The following is a 23777-nucleotide window of genomic DNA, read 5'->3' as shown; positions in this document are numbered from 1 at the left end:
TCTTTTTAAACCAATCTAAACTTTCGGCAAACATTTTCTGTAGTGACAGGGTTAATTTAATACAACATTAAAGTATGCAGAAAAAATTACCTCTTCTAATAGCCGCCCGTTTTGATACGCTAAAAAACAATGCTACAGCAAAACTAAAAATACAAAAACATAAAACATTAGGTATTGTATGGTATTTATTAGCGAATTTACTTACCAAAACCAGCATTATTTTTGCTTTTTTGGTAGTCATATTCCTTGTTATCATTACACTATCTTTTTCGCTATCATTATTTTTTGGCAGCCATGTTAAAGGGTTTATGGCAGCTACCTTTTGCCTAACATTACTTTTCTTGATGCTGCTTTGGAAACCAAATGTTTTAAGAAGATATTTTGTAGAAATTGGAATTGCCAGGTATTTTGAAAAACGAAATTATAGGGCTACAAAAAAATAGACCAATCTATCAATTTTGATAAATTGGCCTAAACTACCTAATTACAAATAATTTGAAGTCAAATAGATGTGTGTCAAATTAGCTATTAATGAATAGCTAAATCATCACACACCACGCTTATTTTTATAACAAACCATAAAGTCCATCTTTAGGGTATAAGAAAAATGGTTTTGGCAATTCTGTTGATGATTTACCATTTGTTGAAACAGTAACAGATTGCACTGATGAGTTAGAAAGTTGAGGCAATGCACTTACTGGGGCATCTTGCTGTAATTTAGACACATTTGTATCTGTAGAGTTATTAGGCATAATAAAAAATTAAGTGATTGAGTGGAAACATCAGCGGACTTTCCGGTTTCCCATCTTCCGTCAGTCCGCCTGTTCCGAAACAAAGAACAGTTGTAGGCCATCTTTGTTTTACATTAATTACATTATTTTAATTAAAAACATTTGCGCCACATTTATTGTTATTTCCGGCAATTGGTGGTACAAATAAAAAACACCAAACTTATCCGTTTAAAACAACCCTAATGGAAAACTTTACCATGCTACAGTACTTTGAATGGTACTACCCTGCCGATGGCAGTTTGTGGAATAAATTAGCTGCTGACGCAAAGGATTTGAAGGCCAAAGGATTTGATAGCTTGTGGTTGCCTCCCATGCACAAAGGAATGGCTGGTAAAAACTCTATAGGTTACGATTCTTATGATCTTTACGACCTTGGCGAATTTGACCAAAAAGGAAGCATAAGAACTAAATATGGCACAAAAGATGAGCTTATTACCGCCATTAAAAATGCACAAGAAGCAGGTCTGCAAGTTTATGTAGATATTGTACTTAATCATTTAGGGGGCGGCGACCAAACCGAAGCAGTTACAGTAAGAAAAGTTAACCCTCAAAACAGAAACGAATTTATATCAGAGCCTTTTGAAATTGATACTTTTACTCGTTTTACCTACCCAGGTAGAAACGGTAAGTATCCAAATTTCAGTGGGATTTTCAATGTTTTAGTGGTGTAGATTACGATCATAAAACTGGAGAAACAGCGCTATATAGCATACAAAACCAATATGGCGAAGGTTGGGAAGAAGTTTTAGATCAAGAAAACGGCAATTACGATTATTTGATGCTTTCTGATATCGATTTTAGAAACCCAGCAGTTAGAGAAGAGCTTAAAGCTTGGGGAATATGGCTGCATCAAACCTTAGGTTTTGACGGGTGTAGACTAGATGCCATTAAGCACATACCGGCCAACTTTTACAACGAGTGGTTAGATCATTTAAGAGGAACCCTACAGAAAGAACTATTTACCGTGGGCGAATATTGGGCGCCTAACGACCTGCAATCTTTGTTAACCTATGCAGACCTTACCGAAGCGAGAATGTCGTTGTTTGACACCTGTCTGCAAGCCAATTTCTCTCAGGCTTCTAAAATAGGAAATGATTATAATTTAATGCAAATTTTTGATGGTACACTTGTAGCTACAAGACCAGAGCTAGCTGTGACTTTTGTAGAAAACCACGACACCCAGCCGCTGCAATCTTTAGAACAAATTGTAGAACCTTGGTTTAGAGCACATGCCTACGCCTTAATTTTACTTAGAGAAGCCGGATATCCTTGCGTGTTTTACACCGATCTATACGGATCTACTTACACGGATAAAGGCACTGATGGGCAAGACCACCAAGTTACTATTGGACATTTGCCACAACTAGAAACTTTGTTACAGCTTAGAAAACAAAAGGCTTACGGTTTGCAACGCGATTATCTTGATCACGCCAATTGCATTGGATGGACTAGAGATGGTGGCGAAGAAAAAGAAAATGCCGGACTAGCGGTAGTACTTTCTAATGGCGACGAGGGTTATAAACGCATGGAAATGGGCCAGCAGTACGCTGGGAGAAAAATGGTAGACGCATTAGGCCACGCATCTGAAGAAATTACGGTAGGGCAAGATGGATGGGCAGAATTTACCTGCCAAGCGGGTTCAGTATCGGTTTGGATTTGCACCTAAGACCGCTATTTAAACAAAAGCCTATCAATTTCAAAAAAACACTTTTACTCTCGGCAATTCTCCAGTGCTTACGCTCTCCGCTTTCTGCTCTCTACGCTCTTGTATTTTAGCTCGTTGCGTTGTTACAAGGCAGCGCGTTCGCGTTAGGGATAGTATCGATATCCTTTTTTGTTGTAAAAACATTCATTTGTTTACTACAGCAACACAAAAAAGATTTAGCGTATAGCCCGCCCCTTGGGGAACGCCCAAATGAAATATCTACATAAGGTAATCCAAAAAAAAGCCCGCTAAATGAGGCAGCGGGCACGAGATTAACGTTAACGTACAAATATCTTTAAGGTTTAAACCATTTTTATTACTTCAAAAGGTAGTGTAGGGAGTATTTATTGCCGTTTAAAATATATAATTCTTTACTTTGTAAACTGTTGTTTTAAAATGAGTTTGAACAAATATACACAAAGTCACTAAATAGTGATATTATTAAAAATATTTTTATGCTATTGAAGTAGCATTTTACACCTTATGGAAAAAAATACAGCTGCCAGCACAGCAAGAAGCAAAGAAAAAAGTAAGCAAAGGTTTTTAGATGCAGTAGGAAAAATTTTAAAAACCAAAGGCTATGCGGCACTAAAAGTAAATGATATTGCCGCAACTGCGGGATTAGATAAAAAATTAATTTACAAGTATTTTGGCGGAACAGACCAATTATTGGATCAGTATATTAGCTCTCAAGATTTTTGGAGCAATGTAAAAGGCGAAAAAGTACCACAAACAATTACAGACGGTGGTAAAGATTTTTTAACGGATATGTTTTTAGAACAGTTCGATTATGTTTATACAAACAAAGAATTTCAGAAAGTGCTTTTGTGGCGCTTATCTCAGCAACGCAATTCGTTAAAAAAACTAGCCGAAGACCAAGAGGCAAACGGCGAGCTTATTCTTCAAAATATTACAGACCCTTATTTTAAGGATAAAGCTGAAGACTACAGGGCTATAGCCGCAATTTTGGTTGCTGGAATTTACTATCTTAATTTAAGTACAACTTATAACGGCAATATTTTCTGCGGATTAGATCTTAAAAGCGACCATGGTAGAGAAAAAATTAAGACTGCAATATCTTTTCTAGTTGACCAAACTTACCAAAACCTATAAAGCTTACAGGTTTTAATTGTGCTTAAAGAGCACTTTACAGTTGATGAAGAGAATTAAATAAAAACTGTTATCTTCAAGTATATAATTTTTATCGCATGACCTTAATCGCCATTTTTTTTCCTTTTATTTCGTTTCTACTTCGCGGCAAAATACTTACGGGAATTATTTGCCTGATATTACAAATTACTTTAATTGGATGGATACCAGCGGCCGTTTGGGCCGTTATTTCGTTACAAAATGCTAGAGCCGACAAACGAACTTATAAAATGATTAAGGCAATGAGATCAAAATAATTGATAGTGAGTAAATGGCAAAGCTTTGATGAACTTCCATTTTTTCTAACATCACTATCAATTAATTTCTTACTTAACAAAACATTTGCTACCAAAGCTTAAACGAAAGCAGCTAACTTCAAAACAATTTTACAAGAATTATTGCTTCATATTTGGCAATGAAATAAAGTGTTTACAATACAAACTTGTAATTGGCACCTACCGAAAACCATCTTTTTGGCAAGGGTACCGCAGCAACTTCTATGTATTCTTTATTAAACAAATTGGTTACATCGGCATATAAATTCCATTGTTGTTTTCCGTAAAGCAAACGTATATCTGTAATTAAATAAGGGTTTTTCAATTCTCGTTCTATCCACCTTGTGCCCAAAGTAAGTTGCCAATTGGTGTATTTGTAAATCAATCTACCTAAAGCTTGATGTTTCAAGTTTTCTAACACATATTTAGAGGTTACATTATTCGTGTAACTTATTTGGCCAACATGCAAATAATTATAGCTTAACTGGTAGTTTAACGAACTTTTATTACTTAAACTTAGCGATTGGCCTATACTTACATTAAAGCCTTGTATTTTGTTGTTCCCAAAGTTTTGAGGTTGATAAGGCACCGCAGCCGAATTTCTTACCCAATCAATAAAATCTGATATGTTGCGGTAAAAATATCCACCCTGTATTTGAAAATTATCTAATTTGTATTGTAATGATAGCTCATATTGCCAAGCATTTTCGGAAGTTAGATTTGGGTTGCCAATATTGCCCGGACGTTGGTTCAAATACAAATCGGTAAAAGACGGAATACGCTGACTAGAGCCAACATTGAAAGCCAATTTCCATTTTGGGGCGAATAAATAAGCAGCATCTAAGCCAGGAAATGCCTGCCAACCATACTGCGTATTGTAATTAACATAAGTACCAATGTTTAACAGTAAATTGTTTAGCGCTTCTGTTTTGTACTCGGCATATACGCCGTGGTTGTATCTTTCCCTATCGCCAATATTAGTGCTTTCGATAGCCTCAGAACGGCTTTCTAAACCAAAACCAAAATCTCCAATGCCCGTATGCAAAGTACTGTTCACTTCGGCCGACCAAACTTTGGTTTGATGAAGCGATCTAGCCCTGGTTAAATCGTTACGGAAATAGCGATAATCGTCCCAATTGTAGCGGGCACTTACTCTTGGCCGCAAACTGAAATTATTGCTCAAATGATGTGATGAGCCTACTACAAATAAAGCAGTTTCTACAATTTCAAATGCTTCTTTATCTCCGGGAGCCGCGTAAAAGCCACTTGCACCAAAAGCATTATCTATGTAGCCGCCCATTAAATTCAATTTGTTCTTTGCATCAAAATCAATATTACCTTGATAAAAAAACTTATGATCGTAAGTGCTACTGTTGTAACGCTGCCCATTGTAGTCGGTTAGGCCAAAACCCACCAAATGCTGACTTTTTTTGCCAGCCATGTTAACGGACAATTGTGCCGATGAGCCGCCATAAATACCTTTACCATCGCCTAAAGTCTTATTTTCGAAAGAAGAACCCGCTTGCACATTTATGTCTAATGTATTTTGATTGCTGGTTTTGGTAACGATATTAATTGCTCCAGTTAGGGCGTTAATGCCATAAATTCTAGCAGCAGGTCCTTTTAGTACCTCAATTCTCTCTACAGCGGCTAATGGCACGGGAATATTCATGGAATGATGAGCCGTTTGCACATCAGAAATCTTTACACCGTTCAGCAAAATGAGGGTTTGCTCAAAAGTTCCTCCATCTATGCTGATATCTGCCTGGGTGCCAAAAGGGCCACGCTGCCGAACATCGGCCCCTGCAATAAAACTTAACACCTCGTTGATAGATTTAACAGGCATCTTAGCGATATCTTCTTTGGTAATTAGTTGGATATTTCTTGCCAACTTATTAAAAGGCGTTTGCAATCTATTTTCTGAAATTACAATTTCATTGAGCTTGGTGGTATCTTGCTTTATTTCTTGCGCAAAAGCACTAACCGAAGCAAGCGTTAGCATTGGTAGTAGAATTTTATTCACTTTCTAGACTGTTGTATTGTTAAATTGCTTTATTGTTAAGCCACATCATCGGTCTTTCAGACTAATCACTTTCTGACTTTGGCACAAAACTCGTATCTTTCCGGCACATTCAAATAGTCCAGTTTTAAGAATATGAGTAGTCCGGCTCGAGTTCCTTTTTTAAGCTTTATCCAATTAGACAGAAACTCAAAAACACCCATTTACTTACAACTGGCACAACAACTCGTTAATGCCATACAGCGAGGGTACTTGCTACCGGGAAGTAAAATACCTGGCAGCAGAACATTGAGCGATTTGCTGCAACTGCACCGTAAAACGGTAATTGCCGCCTACCAAGACCTACACCACCAAGGTTGGATTGCGATTGAGGCAAACAAAGGTGCTTATGTAATGGACCATCAGCGAAAAACAACCGAACGACCGTATGATGCTTTGGTTTCTTTAGCAAGTTACCCACTGCAAACTGGCTATCACTTTAAGCAATCTAACGTATTAGACAATCTGTTTGAGTTGAGCGAATGTACTTATCAATTTAATGATGGTTCGGCAGATATCCGTTTAACAGAAATAAAGCAATTATCTAGCCTGTATAGTGCTAATCTAAAACGAAAAAGTACACTCAGAAAACTAAGTAACCCACTATTGGCCAGCCAACAAGCCAAAGATCAATTAAGTAATTACCTTAATAGCTCTCGCGGATTACATATTGGTAAAAACAACCTGCTAGTTACCCGTAGCACAGAAATGAGCCTTTATGTTGTTGCCAAACTAATTATTGCACCTAAAGATGTAGTAATTGTTGGCGAATTGAGTTTATTTACCGCAAACATGATTTTTCATGAAGCGGGCGCTCAGGTGCAAACCATAGCGGTAGATGAGCACGGTATAGATGTAGAGCAATTGGCTACCAAGCTTAAAACCACCAAAATTAGGGCAGTTTACATTACGCCGCACCACCATTACCCTACTACGGTTAGCTTAGGTGCACAACGGAGGGTACAACTTTTACAATTAGCTAAAACGTATGGCTTTATCATTATAGAAGACGATTACGATTATGATTTCCAATACGAGAAAAGCACTATTATGCCCTTAGCTAGTGCAGATGTAGATGGAATGGTAATTTACGTGGGTTCTTTCGGAAAATCACTATCGACTTCTTTTAGTAGCGGTTTTGTAGTTGCTCCCAAAAATTTCATCGAAGAAATGCAGAAATACCTAAGTATTTTAGACGGGCAGGGCAACGTGGTTATGGAACAGGTTTTGGCAGAAATGATTGCCGAGGGCGATATGCACAGGCACCTCAAAAAATCGTTGAAAGTTTACCAAGAACGCCGCGACCATTGCTGTAAGCTAATTGAAACCCTTTTCGGGAACAAAGTATCTTTTACTATACCCAAAGGCGGTTTAGCGGTGTGGTTAAGATGGAACATTCCTATTTCGCTAATGCAACTATCTAAAATTTGCAAGCAACACCAACTGTTTATTCCTAAAAACTTACTTTACCAGAATAGAAAAACCACAGCCATACGTATTGGTTTTGGTAATTTAACAATAGATGAGATGCAAAGCAGCTTAAAAATTATGCACCAAGCCGTGGCCACAATTACTTCAACGTAAAAATAGATCTAGCAATAGGTTATGCTAGACCTAAATTTTTATCTCTACCAAATTCTATTTAATTAGGCTGATAGAAGAACCTAAATGAGTTAAATTCTCGATGATAGGCAATTCGGTTAAACCACTTTCGTCTCTATGCTGTTGGAATTTTACAAAAGAAGGTGTACTTAGCACTTGCTCTTGTATAGCCGCACTTTCATACATGGACACATGTACAAACGTTAATCCATCTTCTTTTACATACACATGGTATAAAAACCTACTGGTCTGCATTTCTTTAAAATCAGCTAAAAAGGTATTGATATTGTTTTTGTTTTCTTCTACAAAATCAGCCTTTACTTTGTAAGTAACTTGTACTGCAATCATTTCTTATTTGTTTTAAATCTTAAAAATACAAAAGCATTTAAATGATTTGGCCTTTATACATAAAAAAAGACCTTGCATTTAAACAAGGTCTTCCAAAAATTACTTTTGAGCGTTTTAACTATTTTGCGCTATTTTTTTCTCTGTAACTTCAGTACGGATTTCTTGTGCTAAACCTTTAAGATCTTGCATTGCTTTACGTACTCTAGTTCCTGCAGCTGAATTACCTGCATTATAAAATTTCTCTACGTCTGCCTCGATAGCAGCTACTACTTCTTTAACTTTTGCAAATTTTTCCATTGTTATAATTTTAATTTATTGGTCAAATATATCATTTAAACGGAATAAACAAGCAATTCTTTCTTTTTTTGAGATTATTTTTTTCGAGATATTTTTTAACAATTCACATTTACAACTTTAGCTACTAATTAATTATAAATACCCTTGCTATGCGCAAGCACTTGAAACAGCAGGCCACAAAAACACACAACAATCTGAAAATCTGAAAGATAAGCCTAATTTTAATTCTATATACAAATACATTTTCTTCAATCAAACATAAATTTATCAGCAAATACAGGTCTTTTATTGTTTACCTAATCTTATTGCCTTTTTTATACTAGCAATGCTCTTGCGGTGTATTCTGAATAGAAAAATGGTATGCTGCGCTAACCTGTTTTGGTTACAAACTGCTTCATTTTGAGGCATAATTTGCGAATGTTAAAAATTTACCCTCAAAGGAACGCTTTAAAATTTCGAACTTTGCCAAACATGTCATTATACATTACCTCATTAAATACCGGCAGCAATGGCAATTGCTTTTACATTGGAAACGATGAAGATGCTGTGTTAATTGATGCTGGCCTAAGCTGTAAAGAAACCGAAACCCGCTTGGCCAGACTAGGTTTAGATATACAGAAAGTGAGGGCTATTTTCATTAGTCACGAGCACTCTGACCATATTAAAGGTTTACCTGTATTGGCAAAAAAACATCAACTACCTATTTACATTACCGAAAAAACACGATTAAGTGGTAAGCAGTTGCTCCCCGAACATTTGGTTTATACATTTTGTGGCACCTTACCAGTTAACATTGGCAGTTTGCAAATCATTGCTTTCCCTAAATTACATGACGCCGCCGAGCCACATAGTTTTACGGTAGCTCATAAAGATATTAAAATTGGTGTATTTACCGATATAGGAGATCATTGCCAAAACCTAGTTCATCATTTTAAACAGTGCCACGCCGTTTTTTTGGAAGCTAACTACTGTGATGAAATGCTTGAAAAAGGTAATTATCCTTACTTCTTAAAGCGAAGAATAAGTGGTGGCAACGGGCACTTATCTAATCAAAAGGCCTTAGATTTATTTGTAAATCATCGCTCTGCCTTTATGAGCCATCTTTTCTTATCTCATTTAAGTAAAGAAAACAATTGCCCAGATTTGGTAAACAGCTTATTTACCCAAGTTGCCAATGGTGTAGAAATTATTGTGGCTTCAAGACTACAAGAAACACCTGTTTATCACATTGGTTTAAATCCAATTTAAGGCAGTTCTTGCAAAATAGTTGCTTGTGTGGTAATGCTTAACCGATGTTTTACCCCACACTTTAAAGCATAATTGGCTTTTTGGTGCCCCACCGGAAAATCAAAGCAAACCGGATAATCGAATTCTTTTACCTTATCCATCACAATTTGTTCTAAAGTTTTGCCGAAACCATCGTTATCATCATCTTTTTTAATTCTGAACCCACCTATAATCAAGCCTTTAAGCTTGCTCAACTTCCCTGCTCTTTTTAGGTTGTAAAACATACGGTCTATGCTATACAGATATTCGCCAACATCTTCTACAAACAAAATCTTGCCATCGGTTTTAATTGCTGAAACGCTGCCCATTAAGTTTTCGATACAGCGCAAATTGCCGCCAATTAATTCTCCTTCGGCATTTCCAACTCTGTTATTTAATTGGTAAGGAGCTTCATATTTCATCAGCTCCTCTCCTTTTAACGCCTTTTCGATAGATTTAATCGTTTCTATTTGTATGGGTTCTGCCTTGCTCCAATCGGTAGGAAAGCTATTACACATTTTAGAATGAATGCTTGCAAAGCGATAATTGCTGTTTAAATGGCAGTGCAAAATGGTAATATCACTAAAACCAATAAGCCACTTGGGCGATGTCTTGAAAACACTAAAATCTAACTGATCTACAATACGAACGGCTCCGTAGCCACCGCGAGCACACATAATGGCTTTAATACTTGGGTCGTTCAACATACTTTGCAAATCTGTTAAACGCTCCTCATCTGTACCGCCGAAGGTAAAATCTCTATCGCCAACCGTTTTTCCTTTAATTACCTTAAAGCCCCAACTTTCCATTTGTTGTATTGCTGGTTCAATTTCTTCATGAGTAATATATCCCGCCGGGCAAGTGATGCCAATAATATCGCCTTGCTTTAAATATGGAGGCTTTTTATGTTTAAACTGCTCGCTAGATGAAGAAACGGATGCTTTGCTTTTAAAGGCATACAACATGGCCGAAGCCGGCAATAAAGAAGACAGGAATAGTTTACGGTTCATGATGGAGCAATTTACCAATAAGCCTGCACTACGCCAAAAGTGTTTTAAAAGTAGAAGCGCAAAAACAGTAAGCCTTTGCGCTCTTCAGTCCCGCTATTCGCTTTACTTCGGGCAAACATATAGGTTTGCCGCTACGTGCTCGCTACTATCGGGGCTATATTACAATGTTGGTAATACTTGGCTACACCTCCAATTTGCCCTCTACCGAATCATCCATGGTTTTTCCCGTAATAATAGAAGCAGCCATTTTGATAAATGCTACAGCTTCGCCATGTTTGGTATCCCAATAGTAAACGTCAGTTGGTTCTACTTTAATCACACTTATTTTTTCATCGTCTTTTCCGTCTTGAAACCACACTTTTAATAACGGGTTCCAAAGTTCTTCTATTTTCTTTCTGTCTTCAATGATTTCGCTAATGCCGTAAACATTTAAAAAGCCAGAATTTTTATGGTGCTGAAAAAAGAGATGCGTAAAAGGATCGGCTTCAATTTCTTTGTTCTTACTGCTATCTACTTGGCTCATGAACCAAAGGTTACCTTTATCGTCTACATCTAGCACCGACATAGGCCTTACCGAAAGTGGCAATCCAGTTTTTATACTGGTGCAGAAGAAACAGTTTTCTGCGCCTTTTGCTAATTCTTGTAATTTTTCAACCGCTTCTTTTCCTTCTAGCGTTTTAATATGATCTGCTGTATTTTGCGTGTTATTTGAACTATCTCTTGAGTTATCCATTGTTTTGTATTTTAAGGTTTTAAAATTGTTTTTAGTGTTATAGCGGTTACCAGTGCCCCAAATAAATAATAACCAACGGTTAAGGCTTGTTTTTGACTGGTTTCTGCTACAGGCGTTGGATCTAGGCCCAAAGGTTTAGGAAGTTTTAAAGCTCCAATACCAGCGCTTAAACCCATAACTATTGCTTTTGGCCAAATGTATTTACCACTGCCGCCAATAGCGCTGTAATATGCGGCGTTGGCTATTAAGTCTAGCTCCAAAGTCACTTTATGCAAATCTTTAGGGTTTTGTATTGGCCTTCCGTATTCACTTAAAGTTTTATTGACTGCTTCGGCACCAAGTAAATTTACCTCTGGCGCATTATTTACATTTTTTCTCACGATTTCGTGAAGTATGTTTAAGGCTACCGAACCTACCAGCCCTGCAGCTATATTTTTAATCCATCTCATTGTGCCTCATCTTTAACATTTAACCAATCTATTGCATCATCTAAAAGCGCCATAGGAAAGCCTTTGAACTCTCCTGGGGCGACATAACTAAAAGCATCTGTAAATTTTTCTACTGCTTTTTCGTCGGTAACTATGGCCGCTTTTTTCCATTTGGTAAAATGCTTTAGGCCCGCAATCATATCTTGAAACCAAGCTCCAGCAGTAAAATTTTCAACGGGTGTTTCTAATACCAATAGGTAATAAATTTCGCCATATTGCTGTGTAAGCACCTCTAGCCCGGGCAACAATACACTTTTAAGATCTTCGGCCGTTACTTGGCCCGTGGCTCTAACGCCAAATACATGTGGTGGTGTTTCTCTTATAATGCTTAACATAATTTCGTTCTTTACTAAGCATAACAAGATTTTTTGACGGAAAGTTTTAATTAAAGGATCAGGGGTTAGGGATTAGGTTTTAGGGATTAGTTTGAATGAATAGCTGCAAGTGCTATAAGAGATTTTATATTGGCTTCAGTTAAATTATGGGTTAGGGATTAGTCTGGTTGAATAGCTGTAAATGCTATAAGAGGTTTTACATTAGCTTCAGTTAAATGAAGGGCTAGGGATTAGGTACAAGGAGCTAGTTAGCTAAAAGTAGATTTGGCTAAAGCCTTTAATGGAATTTTGAGATATACCGTTGGCTAAAGCCAACAGGAATGAACATTGGACGGTAATTTTTACTTCGATGGATTAAGGGAAATGATTTGTGGTCTAATTTATAAAGGAAATACTTTGGTATGCTACCACCCCACTAAAAAACGGAAATAATGTAATACTGAAAATCAAGACTAACTCCTAACCACTAACACCTAGCCACTAATACCTGACCACTGACACCTAGTCCCTAATCCCTAAACTGCAGGTGCTGCCAACTGACTAGATATAGCAGCGCCATCTGTTAATAGCTCTTGTGTAATGCTACGGGTATAATCTATAATTTCGCTTTTAAACTCTTGTACCGAAGTACCTCCAGATCTAATTTCTTCTAAGCGTTTCTCCCAAGCGCCAGTTAACTCAGCTTGTGCAATTCGTTTTTCTTTTACAATATCGTACACCGCCAAACCTTTAGCGGTTGGCACTAGATTTCGCTTTTCGCGGATGATGTATTCTCTTGTTAACAAGGTTTCGATAATAGCCGCACGAGTAGCTGGCGTACCCAAACCGCTATCTTTCATGGCATAACGCAGTTCTTCGTCTTCAATTTCCTTACCACAGGTTTCTAAAGATTTTAACAAGGACGCTTCGTTATACATCGCCTTTGGCTTAGTTTGTTTCTCTAGCAAAGCTTTGTTAACAATAGGCAAGGCCTCTCCTTTTTTTACTTTTGGCAAAGCTGGATTATCCTCGTCTTTCTTATCGTCTTCTACATCATTAAATACCGAGCGCCATCCCGCAGAGCGGATTACCGTACCATTGGCCATAAAAGTAATTTCCGATTGAATGGTAATTTTTGTTACTTCTTTTACGCATTCTTGATGAAAAGCTTCGAGCATACGCCCGGCTACCATATCGTAAATGGCCTGATGATCTTTACTTAACGAACCTGGCTTAATACCCGTAGTGAGCACAGCATGGTGGTCGGTTACTTTTTTGGCATTTACACTCCTCTTATTAAGCGTCATTTCGCCTAAAGCTATTGCCTGTTTTGCAAATTGCGGATGATCTGTTAAGCTGGCAATTAACGTTGGCACGGTAGCAAAAATATCATCGCCAATGTAGCGGCTGCCTGTACGCGGATAGGTTACCAATTTGCTCTCGTACAGGTTTTGCAATAAACCCAAAGTTTGATCGGCAGTAAAGCCATTGCGTTTGTTTGCTTCTTGTTGCAAGCTACTTAAATCGTGCAACAGCGGTGGTGGTTCTTTTCTAGGTTTGGCTTCTACGGCAGTAATGTTTCCGCCATTGCTAAAACCCGAAGCTACGTCTTCTACTTTTGCAAAAATGGCTTCGCTTTCTTCCTTGGTATCAAAATTATCTACAGAAATGGCCTTAAACAATTGTCCGTCTTTATCTAACTGAATGCCAATTTGGAAATAAGTTTTAGGCACAAAATTTTTGATTTCGAGGTAACGAGCACAAATCATAGCCAAGGTTGGGGTTTGTACCCTTCCTAAAGACAACACACTCCTATTTCCAGCAGAAATACTTAACGCTTGCGTAGCGTTCATACCCACCAACCAATCAGAAACCGAACGGCAATGCGCAGAACTAAATAAAGTATCGTATTCTGTGCCAGGCTTTAAGTTTCTAAAACCATCTTTAATAGCTTCGTCGGTTTGCGAAGAAATCCACAAGCGCTTAAAAGGCTTTTTGCATTTTAGATAAGAATAGATGTACCTAAAAATTAGCTCGCCCTCACGCCCAGCATCCGTTGCCACAATAATTTCGGTACATTCGTCGAACAGTTTCTGTATAATATCCAGTTGTTTGCGCACTCCCGGATCTTCTACCATCCCATCCTTTGTTTTAATTTTACGGATAGAAAGTTTGAATTTTTGCGGCAGCATAGGCAAATGCTCTTTACGCCAACCGTAAAAACCATATTCTTGCGGTGGTGCCAATTGCAGCAAATGGCCAAAGGCCCAGGTAAAAGAATAACCCTTTCCTTCTATGTAGCCATCTTTACGAGTAGTTGCACCAAAAACTTTGGCTAATTCACGTCCTACAGATGGCTTTTCGGCAATTACTAACTTCATATTTAAACAAAATGGAAGGTTAAATATCCGAAATTTAAACTAGCTATGCCGTTCTAACTTATCAACACCTTTAGTATTAAACTGTGCAATAAGGAGATAGAGATTATTGCTGTTGCTGCTGCTGTTGCATTTCAATAAATTTCTGGTAAGAATTAACAATGGCAATCGGTTCTTCTACTTCTTTTACATAAGCATCAGTTGCTGTTACCAATTCTTCTTCCATTTTAATTTTTTCGTTGGTAATGATAACCGCTACCGATAAAGTATGCGCAGAAGAACCTTTATAAGTGCCTTTTACAGGTGTGCAATCGTTAAAATTACGTCCAAAAGCAATGCGGATGTGCCTATCGCCTACCAAGCAATTGTTTGTTGGGTCAATGCCTATCCATCCGTAATCTGGTATGTAAGCCTCTACCCAAGCGTGGGTAGCGCCAATGCCTCTTAACTCGTTACCCGCCGGACAAATATAGCCACTCACATACCTAGAGGGTACTTGGTACAACCGCAGCATCTCTATTAGCAAATGTGCAAAATCCTGACAAACCCCAGCTTTTAACTCCCAAATTTGATCGATATCTGTTTCTACATTGGTAACTCCTTTTTGATAAGTAAGTAAACCATAAACATAAGATGAAAGTTCATTTACCAATTGAAAAACTGTCATTTCTTTACTTACCAGTCCATCTATTTCTTGCTTAATTTGTTTTAAAGATTGAGAAGCACCAGGTTTCATAAAATCGAGAAACTCGATATGATTAGCCAGAGACACAATATTTTCCCACTGGTTTTTAGCTGGCCAAAAATCATTTGGAGCTGGAACTTTTTTTGTGACCACTTCGGCCTCTACCACAATGGCCAAATCTGTATGGGGCGGCACTATGGTAAACACGCCCACTTTGTTTCCAAAATAATCGTAAAAACTATCTACCGAAGTGGCTGGGTTAATTTTGATTTCGTGTTGTACAATATCCTGATAAGGTGTTGTTGGCGGACTTAATATGATTTGATTGGCACTATCAGTTACCGCAGATGGATAGCTATATTTTGTGACGTGTTTGATATGATATGTAGGCATTTTTGATTGACGATTTTAGATTTACGAATTACGATTGCGCATAGGTTGGTGTTGAAGCAGAAATGAGTAAATAATTAAATGAGAAAATGAACCAATGAGCAAGTGAACTAATGAACAAGTGAACCAATCAGCAAGTGAACTAATGAACTAATGAACCAAAATAATATTCGTTAAATACTTGAACAACATTGATAATGTTAGTTTCGATAGACTGTAATAAAGCCAATTGAGCTTCGCAATCTGAACCTGGACTATTATATTTCAGTATCGCGGCGGCTTTTCCAATAGCAAACTCAAGTTTATCAAAGCTGTCTTCTAAGCTTTCTGGTTTTAAGCGTTGGGCATATCTATTTAATTGCGCTATGCTGTAAGCTATAGAATGAGGAAAATGCATTTCGTACAATACCTGTTTAAATATGAGTGCAGGATTTACCGTACCCGAATGAGATTTTAAATGTACTCGTAACCCGAAATAGACACTAAGAAATAACGCCAACTCACAATGTCCATGCTATCCTTAATTTCTCCATTGGTTCTTGCAATTTGCATATTTAAGGAACTGATGATTTGCAGCAATCTTTCTACGTACTTACCGGTATTGAGGTAGTTAAAACCTTCGCTCCTAAACATAGAAATATCTACAATACCATAATAGAGCATGCATTGCTTAATTAATTGGTCTAGCACACTAACCGGATCGCCATGGTTAAGCTGTCTTTGTAAAGCTTTATCTCTAATAAAATGATAAAAATCATTTAAGCATTGCCAAAGTTCTTTGGTAATATGGTCTTGTGCACTTCGGGCATTTTCTCTGGCTCTAAAAATGTTATTTACTACAGAACTTTCGTTATCCCTATCAAAAAGGATAAAATTAAGCACTTCGTTAGCACTCATGCCTTTTTCGGCAGGCATCCCCTGGTTATAGTACCTAAAAACTTCGTCCCACTTTACAAAAGGCACCCCATCTTGCGAGGCAATGTAATAAGTTCTAAGTATTCTTAACTGGAAGTTTGTGCGCTCCATATAGCGACTCATCCAAAATATATTTTCTGCAACTCTACTGAGCATGTTTTTCTTTGGTTTGTTGTTTTTTTGGTTGTTTAGCTTGTTAGTTGTTTAGTTGTTTGGCTTGTTGGCTGTTTGGTTGTTTAGTTTGTTGGTTTATAGTTAATAGCCTTAAAACTAACACCTAATACCTGACCACTGATACCTGACCCCTAATCCCTAATCCCTAATCCCTAATCTACTACCCAAGTATCTTTACTGCCGCCACCTTGCGACGAATTTACTACGATAGAGCCTTCTTTTAATGCTACCCTAGTTAAGCCACCTGGTACAATTTCTACCCCATCTGGACCGCTTAATGCAAAAGGCCTCAAATCTACCCTGCGTGGTTGCAATTTACCATCAATGTAACAAGGGGCAGATGATAAACTGATGATAGGCTGGGCAATGAACTGTCGCGGCGATTTCTGTATTTCTTCTGCGAATTCTTTCAGTTCGGTTTCTGTAGCAGTGTTGCCAATTAACATGCCATAGCCACCACTCTCGTTGGTTCTTTTTACCACCATGTTATGAAGATTTTGTAAAGCATGTTCCCTTTCATCTTCATTTTCCATTCTCAAAGTAGGTACATTTTTAAGTATAGGCTCTTCGTTCAAATAGTATTTAATCATATCAGGCACATAAGCATAAACCGCTTTATCATCGGCAACGCCATTACCCATGGCATTAATAATGGCTACATTGCCTTTTCTGTAAGCATGGTAAATGCCCGGAACTCCCAACATACTGTCAGGCCTAAAAATCAGTGGGTCTAAAAACTCATCATCTACCCTACGATAAATTACATCAACACGTTTTAAACCTTTGGTAGTTCGCATGTACACTTTATGGTTATCTACCACCAAATCCCTACCTTCTACCAATTCTATGCCCATTAAACGAGCCAACGTGGTATGCTCAAAATAAGCCGAATTGTAAATACCTGGCGTTAAAAGCACCACCGTTGGTCTACTGGTATGCCTGTTGCCCAAGCCCAGCAGGTTTTTCATCAATAAATCTGGATAGTCGCTTACTGGCCTAACCTTATTTTCTGGAATTTGATTGGGGAACAAACGATAGCTGATACTTCTATTTTCGAGCATATAACTCACTCCAGATGGTGTACGCAGGTTATCTTCTAGCACGTAATAAGAACCATCGTGATCTCTAATTAAATCAATACCGCTGATGTGCGTATAAATATTAAAAGGCACCTCAACGTTCATCATCTCTCTTAAATAATTAGGGCAAGAGTAAATAAGCGAAGCCGGAATGATGCCATCTTTAATAATAAACTGATGACTATACACATCTTTGAGGAAAATATTAAGTGCTTTTAAACGCTGTTTTATGCCTTTTTCTATAAACTCCCATTCGGCGGCCTGGATAATTCGCGGATAAATATCGAAAGGGAAAATTTTCTCTATTCCTTCGCCACTACTATATACCGTAAAAGTAATTCCTTGTGTTAGAAAAAGTTTTTTAGCAAGCTCGTCTTTAAGTGCCATTTCAGAAGAATTTACCTCTTGAAATGCCGACATAAACAAATCATAATGCTTTCTAACCCCATCAACACCTTTCATTTCATCAAAAACACCAGAAATTAACTTGTATTCGTTAAAATAATTTTCAAAAATCATATACAGGTAAATATTTTACACATATATAATAATTTTACATCAAAAAATCAACACAAAAAACTAAAAAAATAACATAAAATTCAAAATAAACATAAAAAAACAATAAAAAATATACAGTTAAAAACTAAATATTTTCAAAAAAAGCAGTTTAAAGCTTAAAAAATCTGGTTTAACTAAAGCAGATTTACATCCTTATTAATTATGAATGGATATAGCTATCAAATCGCTCTCAATTACAAATCGAGCTAAACAACAGATCAAAAAAAAGAGAATTTAGTAGTTTTCGCAATTTACCTTACCTTTATAGGGATTTTAAAAATGAGCAACATAACCCTTCGCGATATTTCTAAAGCTTTAAATATTTCGGTTTCTACGGTTTCGAGAGCGCTTACCGATAGCCACGAAATTGGAGAGGAAACCAAAAAATTGGTATTAGCCTACGCTAAAGCACACAATTACGTGCCCAACCGAATGGCTAGAAGCTTAAAAGTTGGGAAGACACGTTCTATTGGTGTGGTCATCTGCGCCATAGATAATAGTTTTGTAGCACAAATGCTTGATGGGATTGATCAAATTTGTACGGAAAGCGGCTACCAAATTATCATTATGCAGAGCAAGGAATCTTATGAACAGGAAAAAGCCTGCATTAACCTTTTATATGCAAGCGGTGTAGATGGAATTATGATTTCTCCATCTTTTCAAACTACCGATTTTAGCCATCTGAAAGAATTGCAATCGCAAGGCTTCCCTATTGTGCTTTTCGACAGGATAACGGGAGAATTAGATGTACATAAGGTTACTGCCAACAATATTCAAGGCGCCTACCAAGCAACAGCACATCTCATTTTAGCTGGACACACAAAAATAGCCCATTTAAGCAGCAAATCTACTTTAGCGATGACACACGAGCGTTTCGAAGGATACAAGCAAGCGCTGGCAGCACATCAGATACCTTACAAGGAAGAGCTGGTTAAGTTTTGTAATACTTCGGACCCACAAAAGGCAGACGAGCATATTGCCAAAGCCATGGCCGACCTGCTTTTACAACAACCAGAAGCTATTTTTACAGCTACAGATTTATTGAGCACCAAAACGCTTGCCTATTTAAACGATCATCACTACAAAATACCAGAGGATATTGCTTTGATAGGTTTCAGCAACTCTGATCTTGCTCCTATCCTAAACCCACCTTTAAGCACCGTACGTCAACCATCAAAACAAATTGGAGAATTGGCAGCACAAACGTTAATTAATTTGGTAAAGGGAAAAGACATCGGCCCTGCCGAAACCGTTTTGCTAGACACGGAATTGCAGGTAAGAAAATCGAGTAGCAGGTAGCTTATATTTGCCACAGATGCACTGATATCAGTGATCTAGTTTAAATTATGCAATTAAAATCCATCTGTGCATCTGTGGCAACTTACGTCTTTTTACATTGTCACGACCTGAGCTATCAACACTTTTAAACTAATTGCGTAATTTTGCAAATTGATTTACAACAATGAGCAAACACGGTAGAATTTTAGTGGCCATGAGTGGCGGAGTAGATAGTTCGGTAGCAGCTGTAATGTTGCACGAACAAGGGTACGAGGTAATTGGCCTAACCATGAAGACCTGGGATTATGCCACTTCTGGCACCAATAGCAAGGAAACCGGCTGTTGCAGCTTAGATAGCATTAATGATGCTCGTACATTGGCTGTAAATTATGGTTTCCCCCATTACATTCTAGATATTAGAGATGAATTTGGCGATTTTGTAATCGACAACTTTGTGGACGAATACCTAGCTGGAAGAACGCCAAACCCCTGTGTACTTTGCAACACTTACATTAAATGGGAAGCTTTACTAAAACGTGCCGACAAATTAGATTGTGAGTTCATAGCTACTGGACATTATGCCAACATACGTCAGCAAGATAGCGGCCGTTACGTAATTTCGAAGGGTAAAGACGAAAACAAAGACCAATCTTATGTTTTGTGGGGTGTTTCGCAACAAAACTTAGCAAGAACTAAATTCCCATTGGGCAGTTTCGCAAAATCTGAAATTAGGCAAATGGCATTGGATATGGGACAGGAAGAACTGGCCAAGAAAAGCGAAAGCTATGAAATTTGCTTCGTTCCTGATAACGATTATCGTGCTTTCTTGAAACACAAAGTAGAAGATTTAGAAGACCGTGTAGCTGGTGGAAATTTTGTGAATAGCCAAGGAATGGTCATTGGGCAACACAAAGGCTATCCGTTTTATACCATTGGCCAACGGAAAGGTTTAGGCGTGGCTTTTGGCGAGCCGATGTTTGTTACCCAAATTTTGCCAGAAAGCAATACCGTTGTTTTAGGCAGGGCCGATGAACTGGAACGCCGTGAAGCGATGGTTAGAAACGTAAATTTGATTAAGTACGAAAATATTAACGAGCCTTTAGATAACGTAGTTACCAAAATCCGTTATAAAGATGCTGGTACTTTGAGTACCATTGTGCAAGAAAAAGACAATATGCGTGTAGTTTTTGACCATGCGGTTTCTGCAATCGCACCAGGCCAATCGGCTGTATTTTACGAAGGTAATGATTTACTTGGCGGTGGGTTTTTGATCTAATTTGTAGCTCAAGTTAATTCTAAATCAACCTTAACAAATCTTCCTTAGAAAGAGATTTGAACACAGAAACATCAGTTTTAATTAAATCAGTAACTAAATCTTTCTTTTTCTGTTGCATCAGCATGATTTTTTTCTTCAATGGTATCTGGACAAATTAAACGTACAGCCATTACATTTTTGTGTTGCCCAATGCGGTAAGTTCTGTCTATGGCCTGATTTTCTACCGCTGGATTCCACCAAGGATCAATGAGATACACATAATCAGCTTCGGTAAGGTTTAAGCCCACTCCTCCTGCCTTTAAACTGATTAAGAAAACTCGAGTTCCCTGGTCTTGCTGAAAGGAATTGACTACCGCTTCACGATTTTTGGTTTGTCCGCTCAAGTAAGCAAACTTAACCTCACACTCTTCTAAAGCTTCTTTTACCAAGTTCAGCATCCCTACAAATTGCGAAAACACTAAAATTTTGTGATAAGGAGCTTTGCTCTCTATTTGCTCTAACAATACATCCATTTTTGCGGAAGCATTGCCGTAAAATTTTTCTTTGCTGATTAACGAAGGCGAATTGCAAATTTGCCTAAGCTTAGTAATGCCTTGCAATACGTGCATGCTACTTTTGGTAAGCTCATCTTCCGAACGTCCCATCAAATAATCTCTAATTTCGTTACGGGCACTTTCGTAGATTTCTCGCTGTTTTTGTCCCATTTCGCAATAAATAACCATTTCTGTTTTATCTGGCAGTTCTTGGGCTACTTGAGCTTTCGTTCTGCGTAATAAAAATGGCTTAATTCGTCGCTGCAATTCTTCAGCTTTTCTGGTATCGTTAAATTGATCTATCGGCACCGAATATTGCTGTCTGAAATATTCTCTGTTGCCCAACAAGCCCGGGCAGGCAAAAGACAATTGACCATACAAATCGAAGGTATTGTTTTCTATCGGCGTGCCGGTAAGCACAATTCTATTACGCGATTGCAGTAAACGAGCGGCTTTGTAACGTTGCGAGTCTGGATTTTTAATAGATTGCGATTCGTCTAAGAAAATATAGTTAAAACGATATGCTTTGAGCCAAGCTACATCAGCCAATAAAGTACCATAAGAGGTTAATACAATTTGATATTTATCGAAGTCTTTTTGCTGCCTTACACGGTTTGCCCCGTAAATGGTAGTTACCTTAAGCGTTGGCGCAAACTTTTTGATCTCTTGCTGCCAATTAAACACTAAAGACGCCGGAACGACAATCAAATTAGTGTTTTTCGATACTTTTTCTTGCTGAGAGAGAATAAACGCCAACACTTGAATGGTTTTCCCCAACCCCATATCATCTGCCAAACAGCCACCAAAATTGAAATCATCTAAGAAATTGAGCCAATTTAAACCTTCTTTCTGATAAGCCCGCAAGGTAGCATTTAGCGTTGCTGGCACTTTGGTTTCTTCTATCTGATCAAAAGCAGCAAGTTTAGAGCGGTACATTTGCAACCGCTCTTTGGCATCGAGACTTAACAATGCTTCCTCGTAAAATTCTTCTACTGCAGCATAGCTGATATTTGGCGTTCGCAAGGTTTCTTCGGTAATTTCGCCAGCGGCAAAATAGCCTTCAAACTTTTGCAGCCATTCATAGGGCAACAAACCAAGCGTACCATCATCAAGCGGTACAAATTTGTTTTTATTTCTAATGGATTTATGTAGATGTTTTAAGGATACTGTTTGCTTGTTGAACTGCACTTTAACAGCAGTTTCAAACCAATCTATCCCACTAATTACCTTGATATCGATATTGGCCCTGTATGCACTTAGTTTGTTTTCTTTTAAACCATTAAAACCAAGTATGGCAATCCCTTTGCTACGCCACGCCTCAAAAGCCTCTAAAAACCACTCGGGAGATAGAAAATGCTTACGGTGCATGTAAAAACAATCGGCGTGCAGCTGTTCTGCAAACTCTTTCGCTTGTTCTTCAAAATACGGGTGCATTTTGGCAATATCCGTAATAAACTGCAACTCTCGTGGTTCATCACGCTGTAAGGTAAACATTTGCCCACGCTTATCTTTAGCTTTGATTTGCTTTTGCGAGATGATTGGGATTTCTAACCCTCCGTAGCGCATTACCGGTGTAAGCAATACGTAATCTTCGGATTCTGTTAAATAAATCAGTTGTTCGTTTTCTAAATCGAAGCCTTGCTCTACTATTTGTTTGTTTGTAGCGGGCTTTAAATAAGAATAATTGATTTTTACTTTTTCCTCTAAAGCATCGAGTATATCTTTTTGAAAATCTTCATAAACCTCTTGTTCTAGCACCAGCTGATTGCGATGCTGCTTAAAAAAATCAATCAGCGAAAGAAAAAAAGGATCTTTAACCAGATATAGCTTTTGCTTTAACTGAATAAAATACTGGTAACGGGTTTCAATAGTCGTTAAATCAAATGATTTTCCGTCAAGGTGCAACACACCTTCTAGAGCAAATTGGCCAGCTCTTTCATCAATGTTCAGCTCAAATTCTGGCTTTAGCATCGATAAATCAATTTTGATTACCGAATTTGCATTCACGGTTGCCGCAACTTTTTCGTCGTGCAGATAAATGGCTAGATTTAATGGGTTGGCAGTAATGGCTTCTAAGGCTTGCTTATCTGAAGCTACTTGACTTTCTTGATAATGGTTCTTAAACTTACTTACGGCCGCAAAAAATTTCAGTTCCTGCTGATTTTCAGTTTGCCAAAGTAAATCTAACGGATCTACAGCTTGAAGCGGGTTTTTAAGTTTTCCTTGTTTGGTTTGCTCGGCACTAACCAATTCAATTACCAAATGCCTGTAGTGGCGGTGGCGACTAAATATAAGCACCAAATTTGCAGATGGTTGAACTGGCTGAGCTAAACTATGTTTACTTTTATTAATGATAGGCAATAACTTATCATAGTTTAGCTTACTTTTTAGTTCATCTTGTTTTTCCTGCATGCTTATTTCTAAGGAGCGATAAAGATAGGAATTTTGGTTGGGGCTTAGCACACTTTAACGTT

At 37.9% G+C, this 23777-nt stretch carries 20 protein-coding genes and 2 pseudogenes; 9 read left to right on the top strand and 13 right to left on the bottom strand.

Annotated elements, in window-relative coordinates; genetic code table 11:
* Positions 1–74: 74 nt before the first annotated feature.
* Positions 75–443: a hypothetical protein gene (locus OVA16_RS13860; RefSeq protein WP_267760390.1), complete on the top strand. Its 369-nt coding sequence runs from the start codon at positions 75–77 to the stop codon at positions 441–443.
* A gap of 123 nt (positions 444–566) precedes the next feature.
* Here OVA16_RS13860 and OVA16_RS13855 read toward each other — a convergent pair whose 3' ends face one another.
* A complete protein-coding gene (locus OVA16_RS13855; RefSeq protein WP_267760387.1) occupies positions 567–752 on the bottom strand; it encodes a hypothetical protein in 186 nt (61 codons plus the stop codon).
* Between the two features lie 221 nt (positions 753–973).
* Between OVA16_RS13855 and OVA16_RS13850 the strand changes: the two genes are divergently transcribed.
* The 4 genes and pseudogenes from OVA16_RS13850 to OVA16_RS20140 all read left to right on the top strand — a co-directional run bounded on the left by OVA16_RS13850 (position 974) and on the right by OVA16_RS20140 (position 3902).
* A complete protein-coding gene (locus tag OVA16_RS13850; protein ID WP_267760384.1) occupies positions 974–1462 on the top strand; it encodes an alpha-amylase family glycosyl hydrolase in 489 nt (162 codons plus the stop codon).
* 20 nt (positions 1463–1482) lie between these two features.
* A pseudogene (locus tag OVA16_RS13845) lies at positions 1483–2457 on the top strand (alpha-amylase); the annotation flags it as partial.
* A gap of 522 nt (positions 2458–2979) precedes the next feature.
* Positions 2980–3609: a TetR/AcrR family transcriptional regulator gene (locus tag OVA16_RS13840; RefSeq protein ID WP_267760382.1), complete on the top strand. Its 630-nt coding sequence runs from the start codon at positions 2980–2982 to the stop codon at positions 3607–3609.
* Between the two features lie 95 nt (positions 3610–3704).
* Positions 3705–3902, top strand: coding sequence for a YqaE/Pmp3 family membrane protein (locus OVA16_RS20140; protein WP_324288405.1), 198 nt, complete (start codon positions 3705–3707; stop codon positions 3900–3902).
* A 172-nt stretch (positions 3903–4074) separates the two neighbouring features.
* Here the strand turns inward: OVA16_RS20140 and OVA16_RS13835 are convergent, their stop codons facing one another.
* A complete protein-coding gene (locus OVA16_RS13835) occupies positions 4075–5943 on the bottom strand; it encodes a TonB-dependent receptor plug domain-containing protein (RefSeq protein ID WP_267760378.1) in 1869 nt (622 codons plus the stop codon).
* 132 nt (positions 5944–6075) lie between these two features.
* Here OVA16_RS13835 and OVA16_RS13830 point away from each other — a divergent pair, with 132 nt between their 5' ends.
* A complete protein-coding gene (locus OVA16_RS13830) occupies positions 6076–7563 on the top strand; it encodes a PLP-dependent aminotransferase family protein (RefSeq protein WP_267760376.1) in 1488 nt (495 codons plus the stop codon).
* Positions 7564–7617: 54 nt separating this feature from the next.
* On the opposite strand, the gene OVA16_RS13825 is transcribed toward OVA16_RS13830, so the two are convergent.
* Positions 7618–7929, bottom strand: a complete 312-nt coding sequence (locus tag OVA16_RS13825) for a hypothetical protein (RefSeq protein WP_267760374.1) — start codon at positions 7927–7929, stop codon at positions 7618–7620.
* Positions 7930–8043: 114 nt separating this feature from the next.
* Positions 8044–8226, bottom strand: coding sequence for a histone H1 (locus OVA16_RS13820; protein ID WP_267760372.1), 183 nt, complete (start codon positions 8224–8226; stop codon positions 8044–8046).
* Positions 8227–8697: 471 nt separating this feature from the next.
* On the opposite strand from OVA16_RS13820, the gene OVA16_RS13815 reads away from it, so the two are divergent.
* On the top strand, positions 8698–9474 hold the full coding sequence (locus OVA16_RS13815) for an MBL fold metallo-hydrolase (protein ID WP_267760369.1): 777 nt from the start codon (positions 8698–8700) through the stop codon (positions 9472–9474).
* Here the strand turns inward: OVA16_RS13815 and OVA16_RS13810 are convergent.
* From OVA16_RS13810 to OVA16_RS13775, 8 genes and pseudogenes are all read right to left on the bottom strand, one after another.
* The gene (locus OVA16_RS13810) at positions 9471–10502 is read right to left on the bottom strand and encodes a S66 peptidase family protein (protein ID WP_267760368.1); all 1032 of its coding nucleotides are present in this window, start codon (positions 10500–10502) and stop codon (positions 9471–9473) included. The genes OVA16_RS13815 and OVA16_RS13810 overlap by 4 nt on opposite strands.
* A gap of 181 nt (positions 10503–10683) precedes the next feature.
* The gene (locus tag OVA16_RS13805) at positions 10684–11235 is read right to left on the bottom strand and encodes a pyridoxamine 5'-phosphate oxidase family protein (protein ID WP_267760365.1); all 552 of its coding nucleotides are present in this window, start codon (positions 11233–11235) and stop codon (positions 10684–10686) included.
* A gap of 11 nt (positions 11236–11246) precedes the next feature.
* Entirely contained in the window at positions 11247–11684 is a 438-nt protein-coding gene (locus OVA16_RS13800) for a hypothetical protein (RefSeq protein WP_267760362.1), read from the bottom strand.
* Positions 11681–12058 (bottom strand): STAS/SEC14 domain-containing protein, encoded by a 378-nt coding sequence (locus tag OVA16_RS13795; protein WP_267760359.1) that lies wholly within the window; start codon positions 12056–12058, stop codon positions 11681–11683. The genes OVA16_RS13800 and OVA16_RS13795 overlap by 4 nt, the downstream gene beginning before the upstream one ends.
* Before the next feature lie 515 nt (positions 12059–12573).
* The gene (locus tag OVA16_RS13790; protein ID WP_267760357.1) at positions 12574–14418 is read right to left on the bottom strand and encodes a DNA topoisomerase 3; all 1845 of its coding nucleotides are present in this window, start codon (positions 14416–14418) and stop codon (positions 12574–12576) included.
* A 103-nt stretch (positions 14419–14521) separates the two neighbouring features.
* On the bottom strand, positions 14522–15493 hold the full coding sequence (locus OVA16_RS13785) for a transglutaminase family protein (RefSeq protein WP_267760354.1): 972 nt from the start codon (positions 15491–15493) through the stop codon (positions 14522–14524).
* Between the two features lie 139 nt (positions 15494–15632).
* Positions 15633–16516: pseudogene (locus OVA16_RS13780) on the bottom strand (alpha-E domain-containing protein).
* Positions 16517–16731: 215 nt separating this feature from the next.
* Positions 16732–18177 carry a circularly permuted type 2 ATP-grasp protein gene (locus tag OVA16_RS13775; protein WP_267760351.1) on the bottom strand — a complete coding sequence of 482 codons (1446 nt, stop codon included), beginning with the start codon at positions 18175–18177 and terminating at the stop codon, positions 16732–16734.
* Between the two features lie 318 nt (positions 18178–18495).
* Here OVA16_RS13775 and OVA16_RS13770 point away from each other — a divergent pair, with 318 nt between their 5' ends.
* Positions 18496–19515: a LacI family DNA-binding transcriptional regulator gene (locus OVA16_RS13770; protein ID WP_267760349.1), complete on the top strand. Its 1020-nt coding sequence runs from the start codon at positions 18496–18498 to the stop codon at positions 19513–19515.
* A 163-nt stretch (positions 19516–19678) separates the two neighbouring features.
* A complete protein-coding gene (gene mnmA / locus OVA16_RS13765) occupies positions 19679–20770 on the top strand; it encodes a tRNA 2-thiouridine(34) synthase MnmA (protein WP_267760347.1) in 1092 nt (363 codons plus the stop codon).
* Between the two features lie 86 nt (positions 20771–20856).
* Here mnmA and OVA16_RS13760 read toward each other — a convergent pair whose 3' ends face one another.
* Positions 20857–23715 (bottom strand): DEAD/DEAH box helicase, encoded by a 2859-nt coding sequence (locus tag OVA16_RS13760; RefSeq protein ID WP_267760344.1) that lies wholly within the window; start codon positions 23713–23715, stop codon positions 20857–20859.
* Between the last annotated feature and the right edge of the window lie 62 nt (positions 23716–23777).

The organism is Pedobacter sp. SL55 (genome assembly GCF_026625705.1).
Lineage (GTDB): Bacteria > Bacteroidota > Bacteroidia > Sphingobacteriales > Sphingobacteriaceae > Pedobacter.
This window is presented reverse-complemented; position numbering and strand designations above follow the sequence as displayed.

What these genes read in the sequence shown, in the direction of transcription:
- OVA16_RS13860 (WP_267760390.1), top strand. Translation starts at nt 75, where the DNA reads ATGCAGAAAAAATTACCTCTTCTAATAGCCGCCCGTTTTGATACGCTA.
- OVA16_RS13855 (WP_267760387.1), bottom strand. Translation starts at nt 752, where the DNA reads ATGCCTAATAACTCTACAGATACAAATGTGTCTAAATTACAGCAAGAT.
- OVA16_RS13850 (WP_267760384.1), top strand. Translation starts at nt 974, where the DNA reads ATGGAAAACTTTACCATGCTACAGTACTTTGAATGGTACTACCCTGCC.
- OVA16_RS13840 (WP_267760382.1), top strand. Translation starts at nt 2,980, where the DNA reads ATGGAAAAAAATACAGCTGCCAGCACAGCAAGAAGCAAAGAAAAAAGT.
- OVA16_RS20140 (WP_324288405.1), top strand. Translation starts at nt 3,705, where the DNA reads ATGACCTTAATCGCCATTTTTTTTCCTTTTATTTCGTTTCTACTTCGC.
- OVA16_RS13830 (WP_267760376.1), top strand. Translation starts at nt 6,076, where the DNA reads ATGAGTAGTCCGGCTCGAGTTCCTTTTTTAAGCTTTATCCAATTAGAC.
- OVA16_RS13825 (WP_267760374.1), bottom strand. Translation starts at nt 7,929, where the DNA reads ATGATTGCAGTACAAGTTACTTACAAAGTAAAGGCTGATTTTGTAGAA.
- OVA16_RS13820 (WP_267760372.1), bottom strand. Translation starts at nt 8,226, where the DNA reads ATGGAAAAATTTGCAAAAGTTAAAGAAGTAGTAGCTGCTATCGAGGCA.
- OVA16_RS13815 (WP_267760369.1), top strand. Translation starts at nt 8,698, where the DNA reads ATGTCATTATACATTACCTCATTAAATACCGGCAGCAATGGCAATTGC.
- OVA16_RS13810 (WP_267760368.1), bottom strand. Translation starts at nt 10,502, where the DNA reads ATGAACCGTAAACTATTCCTGTCTTCTTTATTGCCGGCTTCGGCCATG.
- OVA16_RS13805 (WP_267760365.1), bottom strand. Translation starts at nt 11,235, where the DNA reads ATGGATAACTCAAGAGATAGTTCAAATAACACGCAAAATACAGCAGAT.
- OVA16_RS13800 (WP_267760362.1), bottom strand. Translation starts at nt 11,684, where the DNA reads ATGAGATGGATTAAAAATATAGCTGCAGGGCTGGTAGGTTCGGTAGCC.
- OVA16_RS13795 (WP_267760359.1), bottom strand. Translation starts at nt 12,058, where the DNA reads ATGTTAAGCATTATAAGAGAAACACCACCACATGTATTTGGCGTTAGA.
- OVA16_RS13790 (WP_267760357.1), bottom strand. Translation starts at nt 14,418, where the DNA reads ATGAAGTTAGTAATTGCCGAAAAGCCATCTGTAGGACGTGAATTAGCC.
- OVA16_RS13785 (WP_267760354.1), bottom strand. Translation starts at nt 15,493, where the DNA reads ATGCCTACATATCATATCAAACACGTCACAAAATATAGCTATCCATCT.
- OVA16_RS13775 (WP_267760351.1), bottom strand. Translation starts at nt 18,177, where the DNA reads ATGATTTTTGAAAATTATTTTAACGAATACAAGTTAATTTCTGGTGTT.
- OVA16_RS13770 (WP_267760349.1), top strand. Translation starts at nt 18,496, where the DNA reads ATGAGCAACATAACCCTTCGCGATATTTCTAAAGCTTTAAATATTTCG.
- mnmA (WP_267760347.1), top strand. Translation starts at nt 19,679, where the DNA reads ATGAGCAAACACGGTAGAATTTTAGTGGCCATGAGTGGCGGAGTAGAT.
- OVA16_RS13760 (WP_267760344.1), bottom strand. Translation starts at nt 23,715, where the DNA reads ATGCAGGAAAAACAAGATGAACTAAAAAGTAAGCTAAACTATGATAAG.